The following is a 15,933-nucleotide window of genomic DNA, read 5'->3' as shown; positions in this document are numbered from 1 at the left end:
AATTTCTCTCGTCACATTCCTCGTCGCGGGGCGGACGTCTGGTCCGCGCCCAAGCCGGTGGCCACCTGCCGCAGATACGGGTTGGTGGCGCGCTCCTGGCCGATGGATGTCTGGGGGCCGTGGCCGGACAGGACCACGGTCGAGTCGTCGAGCGGCAGGCACACACGGGCCAACGACTCAAGGATCTCGGCGTGACTGCCGCCGGGCAGGTCGGTGCGTCCGATGGAGCCGGCGAAGAGCAGATCGCCCGAGAAGAACACCGAGGGGATCTCGGCGCCGTTGGGGGCCTCGGGCATCTGGAACGTCACCGACCCCTTCGTATGCCCCGGCGCATGCGCGACGGAGAAGTCGAGGCCCGCCAGCTTCAGCCCGGCGCCGTCGGTGAGCTCCCGCACGTCGTCGGGCTCCCCCACCGTCAGCTCGCCCATCAGCGGCATCCCGATGGAGCGGCCGAGCGCCTTCTCGGGGTCGCTCATCATGTACCGGTCGGAGGGGTGGATCCAGGCGGGGACGTCATGCGCTCCGCACACCGGGACGACCGAGGCGACATGGTCGATGTGGCCGTGGGTGAGGATGACCGCGACGGGCTTGAGCCGATGCTTCTTGACTGCGTCCTCGACTCCCTGGGCGGCCTGATGGCCCGGGTCGATGATCACGCACTCCTCGCCTGCGGCGGGGGCGACCAGATAGCAATTGGTGCCCCAGGCCCCGGCGGGGAACCCGGCAATGAGCACGATCGTCCTTCGTTCGTCGTCCGGCGGGAGGCGCCACGGTCCCCGGCGGGAGAACGCGGCAGATCAGAGCCTACCGGCGCTGCCGATTCCACAGGTAACCCATATACGGTACGGGGCACTACGGAGCGCATGCCGAGACGTGCGCGGGAGCAGCGGGAGAAGGGGAGAAGAGCCGGTGGTCAGCCAGGAACAGCGGCGCAAGCAGCTCGCCCGGGAGAAGTTCGCACGCCAGCAGGAGCGGCGCGAGGCCGCGCGGCGCAGGGCGCGGATGCGCAACGCGGTGATCGCGGGGGCCCTCGCGGTGGTCGTGGCGGGCGCCGCGGTGTCGTACGCGGCGGGAGCCTTCGACGGCGACTCATCGAACGACGACCTGAACGCGCAGCCGAGCCCCAGCAGCACGCCGAAGGACCCGTGCGCGAAGGCGGCCCCGGGCAAGGTGAAGCCGCTGAGCTTCAAGAAGGAGCCCACGCTCACCATCGACAAGTCCGCCGACTACACGATGGACCTGAAGACGACGTGCGGCGACATTGGCCTCGACCTGGACGCGGCGAAGGCCCCGCACACCGTCAACTCGTTCAACTTCCTGGTGAACAAGGGCTACCTCGACCACACCAAGTGCCACCGGCTCACCACCGGCGGGATCTACGTCCTGCAGTGCGGCGACCCCGAGGGCACCGGCGAGGGCACCCCCGGCTACTCGATCCCCGACGAGAACCTGAACGACAAGCGCCTGAAGGGGAAGGTGTATCCGGCGGGCACGGTCGCCATGGCGAACCGGTACAACGCCCAGACGAAGAAGGGCCGCAACACCGGCGGCAGCCAGTTCTTCCTCGTCTACCAGGACAGTCAGCTGCCGCCCGACTACACACCGTTCGGGACCATTTCCGATTCCGGCATGAAGGTGCTCAAGAAGATCGCCGCTGCCGGGGAGAGCACCGGGCAGGGCGACGGCGCCCCGAACGCGACGGTCGTCATCGACAAGGCGACTGTCACGAAATCCTGAGCGCCGCCAGGCAAACTTCGGTCGTGCGGGATGCGGACAGCCGCCCCGCCGGTCGCCTATGTTGGCGGTGACGAAACTGTGGACGATGCCGGGGGCCCCGAGGCCCTGCGCAGGCATCATGTGGAGGAGGCGCTGTGAGCAGCGACCCGTGGGGCCGCGTCGACGAGACGGGGACCGTGTACGTGCGTACGGCCGACGGCGGCGAGCGAGTGGTCGGTTCGTGGCAGGCAGGATCTCCCGATGAGGCCCTCGCTTACTTCGAGCGCAAGTACGACGGTCTGGTCGTCGAGATCGGACTTCTCGAGCGCCGGGTGAAAACGACCGACCTGTCGGCCAAGGACGCCATGACGGCCATCGACCATCTGCGCCAGCAGGTGGACGAGGCACACGCGGTGGGCGACCTGGACGCCCTGGGCAAGCGGCTCGACAAGCTGGTCGAGACCGTCGAGGCCCGCCGTGAGGAGCGCAAGGCCCAGAAGGCCAAGCAGTCCGACGAGGCACGGCACGCCAAGGAAGCCCTGGTCACCGAGGCCGAGGAGCTGGCCCAGAGCGAGCAGTGGCGGGCGGCGGGCGAGCGGCTGCGCGCCCTGGTGGACACCTGGAAGGGGCTGCCGCGCCTGGACCGCAAGTCGGACGACGAGCTCTGGCACCGCTTCTCGCACGCCCGCTCGGCGTTCTCCAAGCGCCGCAAGGCGCACTTCGCGTCGCTGGACGCGCAGCGCGAGGACGCCCGCAAGGCCAAGGAGAAGCTGGTCGGCGAGGCCGAGGCACTGTCGGGTTCGACGGACTGGGGCCCCACGGCCGCCCGGTACCGCGAGCTGATGGCCGACTGGAAGGCGGCGGGCCGGGCCCAGCGCGAGCACGAGGACGACCTGTGGAACCGCTTCCGCGGCGCCCAGGACGTGTTCTTCGCGGCGCGCAGCGCGGTCTTCGCGGAGCGCGACGCCGAGCAGGGCGAGAACCTGAAGCTCAAGGAGGAGCTGGCGGACGAGGCCGAGAAGCTCGTCCCGGTGACGGACCTGAAGGCGGCCCGTGCCGCGTTCCGCTCCATCAACGAGCGCTGGGAGGCCATCGGCCACGTCCCGCGTGACGCGCGGCCGAAGGTCGAGGGCCGGATGCACGCGGTGGAGCGTGCCCTGCAGGAGTCCGAGGAAGCCGAGTGGCGCCGTACGAACCCGGAGGCACGCGCGCGTGCCGAGGGTCTCACCGGTCAGCTGCAGGCCGCCGTGGACAAGCTCCAGGGCCAGATCGAGGCCGCTCGCGCCGCGGGCAACGCCTCGAAGGCCGACAAGCTGCAGCGGGAGCTCGACGGCCGTCAGGCGCTGCTCGACCAGGCGCTGAAGGGTCTGCACGAGTTCGGCGGCTGAGTTTTCCGTCTTCTACGTAGAGGGGCTCCCGTACTTCGCGTACGGGAGCCCCTCTACGTAGAGCCACGATTACGGCATCGAGCCGGGCTTACGGCCTGCGCGCCGACGTCACCCGGTACACGTCGTAGACGCCCTCGACGCCCCTGACCGCCTTGAGGACGTGCCCCAGGTGCTTGGGGTCGCCCATCTCGAAGGTGAAGCGGGACGTGGCGACGCGGTCGCGCGAGGTCTGCACGGCCGCCGACAGGATGTTCACGTGCTGGTCCGAGAGGATGCGCGTGACGTCCGAGAGGAGGCGCGAGCGGTCCAGGGCCTCGACCTGGATGGCGACCAGGAAGACCGAGGACTGGGTGGGCGCCCACTCGACCTCGAGGATCCGCTCGGGCTCCCGCGAGAGCGAGTCGACGTTCACACAGTCGCTGCGGTGAACCGATACTCCACTGCCGCGCGTGACGAAACCGATGATGGGGTCACCGGGCACGGGCGTGCAGCACCGCGCGAGCTTGACCCACACGTCGTCGACGCCCTTGACCACGACACCGGGGTCGGCGTTGGCGCGGCGCTTGCTGCGGCCGCGCGCGGGCGGCGCGCTCTCGGCGATGTCCTCGTTGGCGGCCTCTTCGCCGCCGAGCGCCTGGACGAGCTTCTGCACGACGGACTGCGCGGTGACGTGGCCCTCGCCGATCGCCGCGTACAGCGAGGAGATGTCGGGATAGCGCATCTCGTGCGCGAGGGTGACCAGGGAGTCGCCGGTGAGGATGCGCTGGATCGGCAGGTTCTGCTTGCGCATGGCCCGCGCGATGGCGTCCTTGCCCTGCTCGATGGCCTCGTCGCGGCGCTCCTTGGAGAACCACGCACGGATCTTGTTGCGCGCCCGCGGCGACTTGACGAAGCCGAGCCAGTCGCGCGAGGGTCCCGCCCCTGCGGCCTTGGAGGTGAAGACCTCCACCAAGTCGCCGTTGTCCAGGGTCGATTCGAGCGGTACGAGCCGGCCGTTGACCCGCGCCCCTATGGTGCGGTGGCCGACCTCGGTGTGCACCGCGTACGAGAAGTCGACCGGCGTCGCGCCCGCCGGGAGCGCTATGACGTCGCCCTTCGGCGTGAAGACGAAGACCTCGTTGCGGGAGAGGTCGAAGCGCAGCGACTCCAGGAACTCGCTCGGGTCCTCGGTCTCCTTCTGCCAGTCGAGCAGCTGGCGCAGCCACGCCATGTCGTTGAGGTGGTCGTCCTTGCCGGTCTTCTTCGGTACGTCGGTGCGCACCTTGGAGGCACCGGCGACGGCCTCCTGCTTGTACTTCCAGTGCGCGGCGATGCCGTACTCGGCGCGGCGGTGCATGTCGAACGTACGGATCTGCAGCTCGACGGGCTTGCCGTTGGGGCCGATCACCGTCGTGTGCAGCGACTGGTACATGTTGAACTTGGGCATCGCGATGTAGTCCTTGAACCGCCCCGGAACCGGGTTCCAGCGGGCGTGGACGGTGCCCAGTGCCGCATAGCAGTCGCGGACCGTGTCGACGAGGACGCGGATGCCCACCAGGTCGTAGATCTCCGCGAAGTCACGGCCGCGGACGATCATCTTCTGGTAGACGCTGTAGTAGTGCTTCGGGCGCCCGGTGACGGTGGCCTTGATGCGGGCGGCGCGCAGGTCGGCCTGGACCTCGTCGGTCACTATGGCCAGGTACTCGTCGCGCTTGGGCGCGCGCTCGGCGACGAGCCGCACGATCTCGTCGTACATCTTGGGGTAGAGGATCGCGAAGGCGAGGTCCTCCAGCTCCCACTTGATGGTGTTCATGCCCAGGCGGTGGGCGAGCGGCGCGTAGATCTCCAGGGTCTCGCGCGCCTTCTTCTCCTGCTTCTCGCGCTTGAGATACCGCATGGTGCGCATGTTGTGCAGGCGGTCGGCGAGCTTGATGACCAGGACGCGGGGGTCCTTGGCCATGGCGACGACCATCTTGCGCACGGTCTCGGCCTGCGCGGCCTCGCCGAACTTGACCTTGTCGAGCTTGGTGACGCCGTCGACGAGCAGGGCGACCTGGTCGCCGAAGTCGCGCTTGAGGGTGTCCAGGCCGTACTCGGTGTCCTCGACCGTGTCGTGCAGGAGACCGGCCATCAGGGTGGCCGGGTCCATGCCGAGCTCGGCGAGGATGGTGGTGACCGCGAGCGGGTGCGTGATGTACGGGTCGCCGCTCTTGCGCTTCTGGCCGCGGTGCCAGCGCTCGGCGACCTGGTAGGCGCGCTCGATCTGGCGCAGCGTGGACGTCTCGATCTTTGGGTCGTTGCTGCGCACTATCCGCAGCAGGGGCTCCAGGACCGGGTTGTACGGGTTCGAACGCTGGACGCCCAGGCGTGCGAGGCGGGCGCGGACGCGGTTGGAGGAGCCCGAGCGCGCGGGCTGGCCCGTCGCGGGGCGGATCGCGGGAGCCGTCGGGTGATGGTCCGCGGGCGGCTTCGGACGGGGCTGCTCGGCCGGTTTGTCGCCCCGGGAGACCTCTCCCTGGACGCGCTGCGCGGACGTGCCGCCCTGCGCGCCTTCTGCCTTCTTCGCGGACGCGGCGGAGCCCGCCGAGGCCTGCTGAGCCTGCTGGGCGGCCTTGGCGGCGGTGAGTGGCTGGGACTCGTCTGGCAAGAGCGCTCCCTGTGCGCGATCGGGGTCCCTCGGTCAGGCCCCGAAGAGCCCATGGTATCGATCCTGGGCCTCCGGCTCGCCTTCGGCCGGTGAGACAGCTCTGTACAGGAGAAACGCGAGGGACGGCCCCCGGATTCCCCCGACCCCGACACTCTGACCCCTCGGCTGTCCCCCGTCCACTCCGTCCCGTCACTCGGACGGTCCGCGGCGGCCCGCCGCACGCGGCCAGGGCGGGATCCGGCCGATCCCCTGCGCCCCCTCGCCCGGCGCCCCGCACAGCGGCGACGGGCGCCCCGGTCGAAACCGGAACGCCCGTCGCCGTCGTCCTGCGAGCCGCCTCGGGCGGCACTCTCAGACGGTGATCAACGCCTCCAACGGCGCCCCGCCCAGGGCGCGTTCGAGCTTCTCCCTGCCGTCGAGGAAACCGAGCTCCATGAGGACCGCGACCCCGGCCACCTCGGCGCCCGCACGACGGATGAGGTCGAGCGAGGCCCCGGCGGTGCCGCCGGTGGCGAGGACGTCGTCGATGACCATGACGCGGTCGCCCGCGACCAGGTCCTCGGCGTGCACCTCGATCTCGGCGCTGCCGTACTCCAGGTCGTAGCTCTGCTTGAGCGTCGCCCCGGGGAGCTTGCCCGCCTTGCGTACGGGGATGAAGCCGAGCCCCGCCCGGAGTGCGACGGGGGCGCCGAGGATGAAGCCGCGGGCCTCCAGGCCGACGATCTTCGTGGCGCCGTGCCGCACGCTGAGGTCGGCCAGCGTCTCCGTCAGCGCCGAGAACGCCTCAGGGTCGGCCAGGAGCGGCGTGATGTCCTTGAACATCACGCCGGGCACCGGGTAGTCGGGGACGTCGCGGATGCGGCTGAGCAGCAGCTCCGTGACGCCGGCGAGCTCGGTCATCGGCGCTTCCCCGAAGGACGGCCCTTGCCCCGGTTGCGGGACGCGGGCTGGGTGCGGGGGCCGACGACCGCGGGAGCCGCGTCACCGACGACGGCGTCCTGCGGTTCGTCGTCACCGGCGGGCTCCGGCGTCTCCGCCGACTCGCCCTTGGCGGCGGCCGCCGCGCGCTTGGCGAGCACCCGCTTCTTGAGGGCCTTCATCTGCGGCTCGCGCTCCTTGAAGTCGGCGACGAGCGGCGTGGCGATGAAGATCGAGGAGTACGCACCGGCCGCGAGGCCGACGAACAGCGACAGCGAGATGTCGTTGAGCATGCCCGCGCCCAGGACACCGCCACCGATGAAGAGCAGGCCCGCCACCGGGAGCAGCGCGACCACCGTGGTGTTGATGGACCGCACCAGGGTGCCGTTGATGCTGCGGTTGGCGAGTTCGCTGTAGGTGTACTTGGTCTGCTTGGTGATGTCCTTCGACTGCTCCTTCAAGCTGTCGAAGACCACCACCGTGTCGTAGAGCGAGTAACCGAGGATGGTCAGCAGACCGATCACCGTGCCGGGGGTGACCTCGAAGCCCACCAGCGCGTACACACCCACGGTGATCGTGATGTCGTGGATCAGCGCGATCAGTGCCGCCAGGGCCATGCGCCATTCGAAGGCGATGGCCAGATAGATCACCACGAGGACCATGAAGATCGCCAGGCCCTGCCAGGCCTTCTTGGCGATCTGCTCGCCCCAGCTGGGGCCGACGAGGTCGGCGTCGATGTCGCCGGCCTTGACGTCCAGGTCCTCGGCGAGCGCCTTCTTGATCTGGTCGGACTTGTCGATGTCGACGCCCGCGATCTGGATGCGGAGCTTGTTGTCGCCCAGCTTCTGGACGATCGCGTCGTGACCGGACGCCTTCTCCGCTGACTCCTCGGCCTTGGCGACCGAGGCGCTCGTCTTCGGGGTGTTGAAGACGGCACCGCCCTCGAACTCGATGCCCATGTTCAGGCCGCGCACCGCAAGGCCGACGATGGCCGTGATGGTGATCAGGATCGAGATGGCGTACCAGATCTTGCGTTTGCCGACGAAGTCGTAGCCGACCTCACCGCGGTAGAGCCTGGCGCCGAGATTGCCGAGCTTCGACATCTCACGCCTCCTTCGGGTCGACAGGGCCGGCGGTGGGAGCGGTGGCACGGCGGGCCCGGCGCAGCGGCGGCTTGGCGCCGAGCCGCTTCGGGTCGAGTCCGGACCACTTGTGGCCGTTCGCGAAGAACTTCTTGCGGGCCATGAGCGTCATCAGCGGCTTGGTGAAGAAGAACACCACGACGACGTCGAGCAGCGTGGTCAGGCCGAGCGTGAACGCGAAGCCCTGCACCTTGCCGACCGTGACGACGAAGAGCACGGCGGCGGCGAGGAACGACACGAAGTCGGAGACCAGGATGGTGCGCCGGGCGCGCGGCCAGGCCCGCTCGACGGCGGGACGCAGCGTACGGCCCTCGCGGACCTCGTCACGGATGCGTTCGAAGAACACGATGAACGAGTCCGCTGTGATGCCGATCGCGACGATCGCACCACAGACGGCGGGCAGGTTCAGCGCGAACTTAATCGTCGGGCCGAGCAGCGTCATGATCGTGTACGTCAGCGCCGCGGAGACCAGGAGGCTCGCGATGGCGATGAGCGACAGACCGCGGTAGTAGACCACCAGGTAGATGATGACCAGCGCGAGGCCGATGGCGCCCGCGATCAGGCCCGCGTGCAGCTGCTCGCCGCCGAGGGCCGGGCTGACCGTGGTGACGCTCTGCTCGTGGAAGGTGAGCGGCAGGGCGCCGTACGACAGGATGTTCGCGAGGTCCTTGGCGGAGTCCTGCGTGAAGCTGCCGGAGATCTCGGCGTTGGCGCTCAGGGTCGTGTTGACGCTGGGGGCCGAGACGACCTCACCGTCGAGCACGATCGCGAACTGGTTCTGCGGAGGCTGCTGCTGCGAGAGCTTGCTGGTGACCTTCGCGAACTTCTTCGAGCCGCCCTTGGTGAAGTCCATGTTGACGACCCAGGCAGCGGAGTTCTGGTTGATGGTCGCCTGCGCCTTGTCGACGTCCTTGCCGTTGATCTCGGCCGGGCCGACGATGAACTTGTCCCACGTCTTGCCGTCGGGGCTCTTGCCGCAGGCGATGGTGGTGTCGGAGGGCTTGGCACCCTTGCCGGCCTCGGCACGGGCCTTCTTGTCGGTGCAGTCCAGCTTGGCGAACTGCTCCTGCAGCTTGGCGGTGGACGGGTCGGCGGACGGCGTGGACGAGGGCGTCTCGTCCTTCTTCTTGTCGTCCTTGGCCTTGTCCGACGCGGACGGCGTCGGGTCGGCCTTCAGGGCGTCGGAGACGGCACGGCCCTGGGACGTCGGGGTCGCGGTCGGAGAGGTCGCCTTGTCGGTGGCCTCGTCCTTGTCGCTCGCCTTGTCCTTCTTGTCCGTGTCCTTCTCCTTGTCCGTACCGGACGAGGAGCTGGCGGAAGGATCGGGCGTCGGCTCGCCGCTGGCCTGCGTGATCACCGGACGGAAGTAGAGCTGAGCGGTCGTACCGACCTGCTCGCGCGCCTGCTTCTGGTCCGTGCCCTTGGGGATGTTGACGATGATGTTGCGATCGCCCTGGGTCTGGACCTCGGCCTCGGAGACACCCAGACCATTGACACGGTTGTTGATGATGTCAACGGCCGTGTTCATGTTGGTCGGGTTGATCGCGTTCTTCTGGCCCGGCTCGTTCTTCGCCTCGAGCGTGATGCTCGTACCACCGGCGAGGTCAATGCCGAGGCGCGGCGTGGTGTGCCCGGAAAGGAACATTCCCCCGGTCAGCGCCACGAGGGCGATCAGGATGAAGACCAGTGAGCGGCCCGGCCTCCCCTGGGCGCCCTGCCTTCGGCCCTTCTTCGGTGCTGCCACCTTCTCGTTCTCCCTGTCCAACCGCCCGACATCCGGTCTGCCCCCTTACCGTGCGAGGAGGGCCCGGGCGGGCGGCCATGAAGTGGTGTCGAGACTCGGCGCGAAATGCACGTGGTCCGGGGACCGCGGCGCGCGAGCGGCGCGCGGCGCGGTCCCCGGTCGTGACTACTTCGCGTCGGACTCGCCGTCGGTCTTCTTCGGCTGCGCTTCGTCGGCCTCGGCAGCCGCGTCCTTCTTGCCGAGGTCGATGGGCGAGTCGTCGGAAGCGTCGGCGGGCTCGTCGGTCTCGGTCAGGGAGGAGGCGTCGTCGGGAACGACGGGGGTGTCCGCTTTCAGGTCGTCCTCGGTGCCGTGCACGATGCGGTTGTACTCGTCGTCGTCGAGGACGGCGCCGATCGCGTTCTTCGCGTACACAGCGTGGACACCGGGGGCCACCTCAAGGAGGACGGCGTCGTCGTGGACCTCCTTGACGGTGGCGTACATGCCCCCGATCGTGCGGATGCCGGTGCCGGGCTGCATCTCGTTACGCATCGCCGCGGCGGCCTGCTGCTTCTTCTTGGCCGAGCGGGTCATCAGGAACATGGCCCCGATGAGCACGATGAACGGGAGGAGGGTCACGATATTCACGGGACGGAGTTTCCTTCGCACGACCGCGCAGGTAAGCGGCCATTGGGATGGGGGTGGGCACGCCACCTATAAGGGCGGCATCGGCGGAGTCTAAGCGAGTCCGCACCTAACGAACAACGCTCAGCATGGCACCGCAGTTCCTGAGGGGGCGACTATCCGCGCCGTGGTCCTTCACTCACGGTGCTGTAGTGCCGGCCTCACGCCCCGAACAGGTCCTGTTGTCCCTTTCCGCCCGACTGGCGCGGCGGCACCAGGCCGAGGTGCGCCCACGCGGCGGGAGTGGCGACGCGGCCGCGCGGCGTGCGGGCCAGCAGACCCTCCCGTACCAGGAAGGGCTCCGCCACCTCCTCGACCGTCTCGCGCTCCTCCCCCACGGCGACCGCGAGGGTCGACAGGCCCACGGGGCCGCCGCCGAACAGCTTGAGCAGGGCTTCCAGGACGGCCCGGTCGAGGCGGTCGAGGCCGCGGCCGTCCACTTCGTAGACCGCGAGGGCCGCGCCCGCGATGTCGCGGGTGATCGAGCCGTCGGCCTTGACCTGGGCGTAGTCCCGCACGCGGCGCAGCAGGCGGTTGGCGATACGGGGCGTGCCGCGCGAGCGGCCCGCGATCTCGGCGGCGCCCGCCGGGTCGATCTCCACGTCCAGGAGCTGGGCGGAGCGGTGGACGACGCGCTCCAGCTCGGCGGGTTCGTAGAACTCCATGTGCGCCGTGAAGCCGAAGCGGTCGCGCAGCGGCGGCGGGAGCAGGCCCGCGCGCGTGGTGGCGCCGACCAGGGTGAAGGGCGGCAGTTCGAGCGGGATGGCGGTGGCGCCGGGGCCCTTGCCGACGATCACGTCGACGCGGAAGTCCTCCATCGCCATATACAGCATCTCCTCGGCGGGCCGCGACATCCGGTGGATCTCGTCGAGGAAGAGGACCTCGCCCTCCTGGAGGGAGGAGAGGATCGCGGCCAGGTCGCCCGCGTGCTGGATGGCTGGGCCGCTGGTGATGCGGATCGGGGCGCCCATCTCGGCGGCGATGATCATCGAGAGGGTCGTCTTGCCGAGGCCGGGGGCTCCGGAGAGCAGCACGTGGTCGGCGGTGGCGCCGCGCGCGCGTGCGGCGCGCAGCACGAGGTCGAGCTGCTCGCGGACCTTCTCCTGGCCGATGAACTCGCCCAGGTCCTTGGGGCGCAGGGCGGCCTCGACGGCCTGGTCCTCGCCGTCGGCCGACGCACCGACCAGCCGCTCGGCCGCCCCGGCGGCGTCGTCGGTCGTGTCGTCCCAGTTCATGCGGTGTGCCTCGCGATGCGGTTCGGAAGGTGGCCTGCGGGTGCGGTTCGGGGGTGGCTAGCGGGTGCGGTTCAGGGTCTGGAGCGCCGCCTTCAGGAGCTGGCCCACCTGCGGCGACTCCATGGCCTCGGCCTGCGGGGTGACGGCGGCCACGGCCTCGTCGGCCTCGCGTGTGGCGTAGCCGAGGCCGATCAGCGCGGCGTGCAGCTGGTCGCGCCAGCCCGCGGTGACGGACGTGCCGATCGCGGGGCCGCCGGTGCCGAGGGGCTCGCCGAGGCGGTCCTTGTACTCCAGGAGGAGCTTCTGGGCGCCCTTCTTGCCGATGCCGGGGACGGCCGTGAGGGCCTTCTCGTCGCCGGTGGAGACCGCGCGGCGCAGCGCGTCGGGGCTGTGCACGGCGAGCATGGCCTGCGCGAGGCGGGGCCCGACGCCGCTGGCGGTCTGCAGCAGCTCGAAGGTCTGGCGCTCGTCGTCGTCCGCGAAGCCGTACAGGGTCAGGGAGTCCTCCCGTACGACGAGGGAGGTGGCGAGCTTGGTCTGCTGGCCGACGCGGAGCGTGGAGAGGGTGTTCGGCGTGCACTGGACGGCCATGCCGATGCCGCCGACCTCGACCACCGCGGCGTCGGGGGCGAGCGCGGCTACGGGGCCGCTGACGAAGGCGATCATGCGGTACGGCCTTTCTGGGCTGTCGGGGGCTTCGCCGGCGAGGACTTCGCGGCGTGCAGGGCCACGGCCTGCTGGAGGCGGTTCTGGGCGACGGCCTGCTGGAGGCGGTGCTGCGCGGGGGCGCGCCAGATGTGGCAGATCGCGAGGGCGAGGGCGTCCGCGGCGTCGGCGGGCTTGGGGGGTGCGTCGAGCCGCAGGAGGCGGGTCACCATCGCCCCGACCTGGGCCTTGTCGGCGCGGCCGCTGCCGGTGACGGCGGCCTTGACCTCGCTGGGGGTGTGCAGGGCGACCGGGATGCCGCGGCGCGAGGCGCAGAGCATGGCGACGGCGCTGGCCTGGGCGGTGCCCATCACCGTACGGACGTTGTGCTGGCTGAACACGCGCTCGACGGCGAGGACTTCGGGGTCGTGCTCGTCGAGCCACTGCTCGATGCCCTGCTCGATGGCGACCAGGCGGTGGCCCAACTCGGCGTCGGGCGGGGTGCGTACGACACCGACTCCGCGCATGGTGAGCGGGCGGCCTGCGACTCCGTCGACGACCCCGACACCGCACCGGGTCAGCCCCGGGTCCACGCCCAGTACCCGCACCGAGCCCCCTCCTTCGATCGCCTGTTTGTGCAGGGTATCGGGGACCTCTGACAAACCGACAAAGCGACGGGCCGACGGGGGTGTCCCCGTCGGCCCGTCCGTTGACCGACTGTCAGGCGTCGACCTTCGCCATGACCTCGTCCGAGACGTCGAAGTTGGCGAAGACGTTCTGCACGTCGTCGCTGTCCTCGAGCGCGTCGATCAGCTTGAAGATCTTCCGGGCGCCCTCTTCGTCCAGCTCGACCTGCATGGTCGGGACGAAGTTGGCCTCGGCCGAGTCGTAGTCGATGCCGGCGTCCTGCAGCGCGGTGCGGACCGCGACCAGGTCGGTGGCCTCGCTGAGCACCTCGAAGGTCTCGCCGAGGTCGTTGACCTCTTCGGCGCCCGCGTCCAGGACGGCGCCGAGGACGTCGTCCTCGGACAGCTCGCCCTTGGGGACGATGACGACGCCCTTGCGGTTGAAGAGGTACGAGACGGAGCCCGGGTCGGCCATCGAGCCGCCGTTGCGCGTCATGGCGACGCGGACGTCGGACGCGGCGCGGTTGCGGTTGTCGGTGAGGCACTCGATGAGCACCGCGACGCCGTTCGGGCCGTAACCCTCGTACATGATCGTCTCGTAGTCGGCGCCACCGGCCTCAAGACCGGCACCGCGCTTGACCGCGGAGTCGATGTTCTTGTTCGGAACCGAGCTCTTCTTGGCCTTCTGGATGGCGTCGAAGAGCGTCGGGTTGCCGGACACATCGGCGCCGCCCGTGCGGGCCGCGACCTCGATGTTCTTGATCATCTTCGCGAAGAGCTTGCCGCGCTTGGCGTCGATCACGGCCTTCTTGTGCTTCGTCGTAGCCCATTTAGAGTGGCCGGACATCTGCCTGTCTCCTTCGCGTTACCCAGCAACCAGTACGAACTCTCCCAGACCTTAAGGCTCCGGGGGATCCCCGGAGATCCTACAAGGATCCCGCGCGCGCGTTCCCCCGCACCATGTCCACGAAGAGCGCGTGGATGCGGTGGTCGCCCGTCAGCTCGGGGTGGAACGACGTGGCGAGCGCGTTGCCCTGGCGTACGGCGACGATGTGGCCCTCGTGCTCGGCGAGCACGTCGACCTCGGCGCCGACCGACTCCACCCAGGGGGCCCGGATGAAGACGCCCTCCACGGGGGTGCCCTCGACGCCCTTGACGGCGACGGACGCCTCGAACGACTCGTTCTGCCGGCCGAAGGCGTTGCGCCGCACGATCATGTCGATGCCGCCCACCGTCTCCTGGCCCGAGCGCGGGTCGAGGATCTTGTCGGCGAGCATGATCATGCCCGCGCAGGTGCCGTAGACCGGCATGCCGTCACGCACGCGTGCGCGCAGCGGCTCAAGGAGACCGAAGAGCGTGGCCAGCTTCGAGATGGTGGTGGACTCGCCGCCGGGGATGACCAGGCCGTCCACCTCGGCGAGTTCCTCGGGGCGCCGGACCGGCCTGGCCACGGCGTCCGCCGAGGCCAGGGCGATCAGGTGCTCCCGCACGTCCCCCTGAAGGGCGAGGACGCCCACTACAGGAGTGGTCATTACCAGCCCCGGTTCGCGTAGCGCTCGGTCTCCGGCAGGGTGTCGCAGTTGATGCCGACCATGGCCTCGCCGAGGTTGCGGGAGGCGTCCGCGATGATCTTCGGGTCGTCGAAGAAGGTGGTGGCCTTCACGATCGCGGCGGCGCGCTTGGCCGGGTCGCCGGACTTGAAGATGCCGGAGCCGACGAAGACACCCTCGGCACCGAGCTGGCGCATCAGGGCGGCGTCGGCGGGGGTGGCGACGCCACCGGCGGAGAAGAGCACCACCGGGAGCTTGCCGAGCTCGGCGGTCTCCTTGACCAGCTCGTAGGGGGCGCGCAGCTCCTTGGCGGCGGCGTACAGCTCGTTGTTGTCGTAGCCGCGCAGCCTGGCGATCTCGTTCTTGATCTGGCGCAGGTGACGGACCGCCTCGACGACGTTGCCGGTGCCGGCCTCGCCCTTGGAGCGGATCATGGCCGCGCCCTCGGCGATGCGGCGCAGTGCCTCGCCCAGGTTGGTGGCGCCACAGACGAACGGGGTCGTGAACGCGAACTTGTCGCTGTGGTTGACCTCGTCGGCCGGGGTGAGGACCTCGGACTCGTCGATGTAGTCGACGCCGAGGGACTGGAGCACCTGGGCCTCGACGAAGTGGCCGATGCGGGACTTCGCCATGACCGGGATCGAGACGGCCTCGATGATCTCTTCGATCATGTTCGGGTCGGACATCCGGGCGACGCCGCCGTCCTTGCGGATGTCGGCGGGGACCCGCTCCAGCGCCATGACGGCGACGGCACCGGCGTCCTCGGCTATCTTCGCCTGCTCGGCGTTGACGACGTCCATGATCACGCCGCCCTTGAGCTGCTCGGCCATGCCGCGCTTCACGCGCGCGGTGCCGGTCTCGGGCGTCGGGTTGCTGTGGGAGGGGGTGTTCGGCACGGACACGGAGTTGACCTCGCTCGCTGAAGAGGGTTTCTGCAGCTCCGAGGAAACTCCCGACCACCAGGCCACAGCAAGGGCCAATGGATGACCGGTGGCTCATTTTTCGGCGACGTGCCTGGTCAGCGGCGCGCTGACCGGCGTCTGGCAGCTCTACGCAGTCGCGTGTCTCTCCTTGGGCGCATGCCTCTGCGCAGTCCCGTACTGCTACGTAGTCGCGCGGTCGGCCAGTGCCACGGGCGGCTCGTCGTCCATCTCGAACGCCATCGGGAACGGCGCGTGGCCCGCGAGGCGGAACCAGCGGACCTTGCGGTGCCTGCGCAGCGCGCGGGCCGCGCGCACGGCGTCGTTGTGGAAGCGCCTGGCCATCGGCACCCGGCGTACGGCCGCGGCCAGTTCGGTGGCCGCCTCGTCGCCGCCCGGCGCCTCCCGCAGGTCCTCGACCTGCCCGGTCTCTCCGAAGATGGCCCGCAGCGCCTGGCTGAGCTCGCTCTCGGCGACCTCGCGCTGCTCCTCCTCCGCCTGCCGGGCCGCGTGCGCCGCTTCGTAGAGCACGATCGACGCGGCGGGATCGAGCACTCCGGAGGTGGCCAGTTCCTGGGCGACCGAGGCGCGGCGCAGGAGTTGCGCGTCGAGGGCGGCGCGGGCCGCGTCGATGCGTGCGTGCAGCCGGTCGAGGCGGCCCGCGGTCCAGCTCAGGTAGAGGCCGATCGCGAAGAGGGCGGCCGCGATCCAGATCAAGGTGGAGGTCACGGGCCTAGAGGCTACCTTCGGGCGGGGGCGC

Annotated in this window: 15 protein-coding genes; 2 read left to right on the top strand and 13 right to left on the bottom strand. The window is 69.8% G+C overall.

Annotation, left to right across the window (positions count from 1 at the left end; all coding sequences use genetic code 11):
- Window positions 1-11: 11 nt before the first annotated feature.
- Complete coding sequence (locus tag ACFWZ2_RS36865) at window positions 12-734, bottom strand: MBL fold metallo-hydrolase (RefSeq protein ID WP_384553373.1); 723 nt, start codon at window positions 732-734, stop codon at window positions 12-14.
- Between the two features lie 175 nt (window positions 735-909).
- On the opposite strand from ACFWZ2_RS36865, the gene ACFWZ2_RS36860 reads away from it, so the two are divergent.
- Both ACFWZ2_RS36860 and ACFWZ2_RS36855 read left to right on the top strand, forming a co-directional pair.
- Window positions 910-1,737, top strand: coding sequence for a peptidylprolyl isomerase (locus ACFWZ2_RS36860; protein ID WP_384553371.1), 828 nt, complete (start codon window positions 910-912; stop codon window positions 1,735-1,737).
- A 134-nt stretch (window positions 1,738-1,871) separates the two neighbouring features.
- Entirely contained in the window at window positions 1,872-3,104 is a 1,233-nt protein-coding gene (locus ACFWZ2_RS36855) for a DUF349 domain-containing protein (protein ID WP_384553369.1), read from the top strand.
- Between the two features lie 88 nt (window positions 3,105-3,192).
- On the opposite strand, the gene ACFWZ2_RS36850 is transcribed toward ACFWZ2_RS36855, so the two are convergent.
- From ACFWZ2_RS36850 to ACFWZ2_RS36795, 12 genes are all read right to left on the bottom strand, one after another.
- Window positions 3,193-5,730 (bottom strand): RelA/SpoT family protein, encoded by a 2,538-nt coding sequence (locus ACFWZ2_RS36850; protein WP_384553367.1) that lies wholly within the window; start codon window positions 5,728-5,730, stop codon window positions 3,193-3,195.
- A gap of 351 nt (window positions 5,731-6,081) precedes the next feature.
- The gene (locus tag ACFWZ2_RS36845) at window positions 6,082-6,630 is read right to left on the bottom strand and encodes an adenine phosphoribosyltransferase (RefSeq protein ID WP_384553366.1); all 549 of its coding nucleotides are present in this window, start codon (window positions 6,628-6,630) and stop codon (window positions 6,082-6,084) included.
- A complete protein-coding gene (gene secF / locus ACFWZ2_RS36840) occupies window positions 6,627-7,751 on the bottom strand; it encodes a protein translocase subunit SecF (protein WP_384553364.1) in 1,125 nt (374 codons plus the stop codon). Before secF ends, ACFWZ2_RS36845 begins: the two co-directional genes overlap by 4 nt.
- A gap of 1 nt (window position 7,752) precedes the next feature.
- Window positions 7,753-9,534, bottom strand: coding sequence for a protein translocase subunit SecD (secD, locus tag ACFWZ2_RS36835; RefSeq protein ID WP_384553362.1), 1,782 nt, complete (start codon window positions 9,532-9,534; stop codon window positions 7,753-7,755).
- A 165-nt stretch (window positions 9,535-9,699) separates the two neighbouring features.
- Window positions 9,700-10,161, bottom strand: a complete 462-nt coding sequence (gene yajC / locus ACFWZ2_RS36830) for a preprotein translocase subunit YajC (protein WP_384553360.1) — start codon at window positions 10,159-10,161, stop codon at window positions 9,700-9,702.
- 197 nt (window positions 10,162-10,358) lie between these two features.
- Window positions 10,359-11,432: a Holliday junction branch migration DNA helicase RuvB gene (gene ruvB, locus ACFWZ2_RS36825; RefSeq protein ID WP_384553358.1), complete on the bottom strand. Its 1,074-nt coding sequence runs from the start codon at window positions 11,430-11,432 to the stop codon at window positions 10,359-10,361.
- A gap of 57 nt (window positions 11,433-11,489) precedes the next feature.
- Window positions 11,490-12,098, bottom strand: coding sequence for a Holliday junction branch migration protein RuvA (gene ruvA / locus ACFWZ2_RS36820; RefSeq protein WP_384553356.1), 609 nt, complete (start codon window positions 12,096-12,098; stop codon window positions 11,490-11,492).
- Entirely contained in the window at window positions 12,095-12,685 is a 591-nt protein-coding gene (ruvC, locus tag ACFWZ2_RS36815) for a crossover junction endodeoxyribonuclease RuvC (RefSeq protein ID WP_384553354.1), read from the bottom strand. The genes ruvA and ruvC overlap by 4 nt, the downstream gene beginning before the upstream one ends.
- Window positions 12,686-12,797: 112 nt before the next feature.
- On the bottom strand, window positions 12,798-13,550 hold the full coding sequence (locus ACFWZ2_RS36810; protein ID WP_384553352.1) for a YebC/PmpR family DNA-binding transcriptional regulator: 753 nt from the start codon (window positions 13,548-13,550) through the stop codon (window positions 12,798-12,800).
- Between the two features lie 79 nt (window positions 13,551-13,629).
- Entirely contained in the window at window positions 13,630-14,235 is a 606-nt protein-coding gene (gene pdxT, locus ACFWZ2_RS36805) for a pyridoxal 5'-phosphate synthase glutaminase subunit PdxT (protein ID WP_384553351.1), read from the bottom strand.
- Window positions 14,235-15,149 (bottom strand): pyridoxal 5'-phosphate synthase lyase subunit PdxS, encoded by a 915-nt coding sequence (gene pdxS / locus ACFWZ2_RS36800; protein WP_384553413.1) that lies wholly within the window; start codon window positions 15,147-15,149, stop codon window positions 14,235-14,237. The genes pdxT and pdxS overlap by 1 nt, the downstream gene beginning before the upstream one ends.
- A gap of 207 nt (window positions 15,150-15,356) precedes the next feature.
- A complete protein-coding gene (locus ACFWZ2_RS36795; protein WP_384553349.1) occupies window positions 15,357-15,902 on the bottom strand; it encodes a hypothetical protein in 546 nt (181 codons plus the stop codon).
- Window positions 15,903-15,933: the final 31 nt, after the last annotated feature.

This window comes from Streptomyces sp. NPDC059002, assembly GCF_042740435.1.
GTDB lineage: Bacteria > Actinomycetota > Actinomycetes > Streptomycetales > Streptomycetaceae > Streptomyces.
This window is presented reverse-complemented; position numbering and strand designations above follow the sequence as displayed.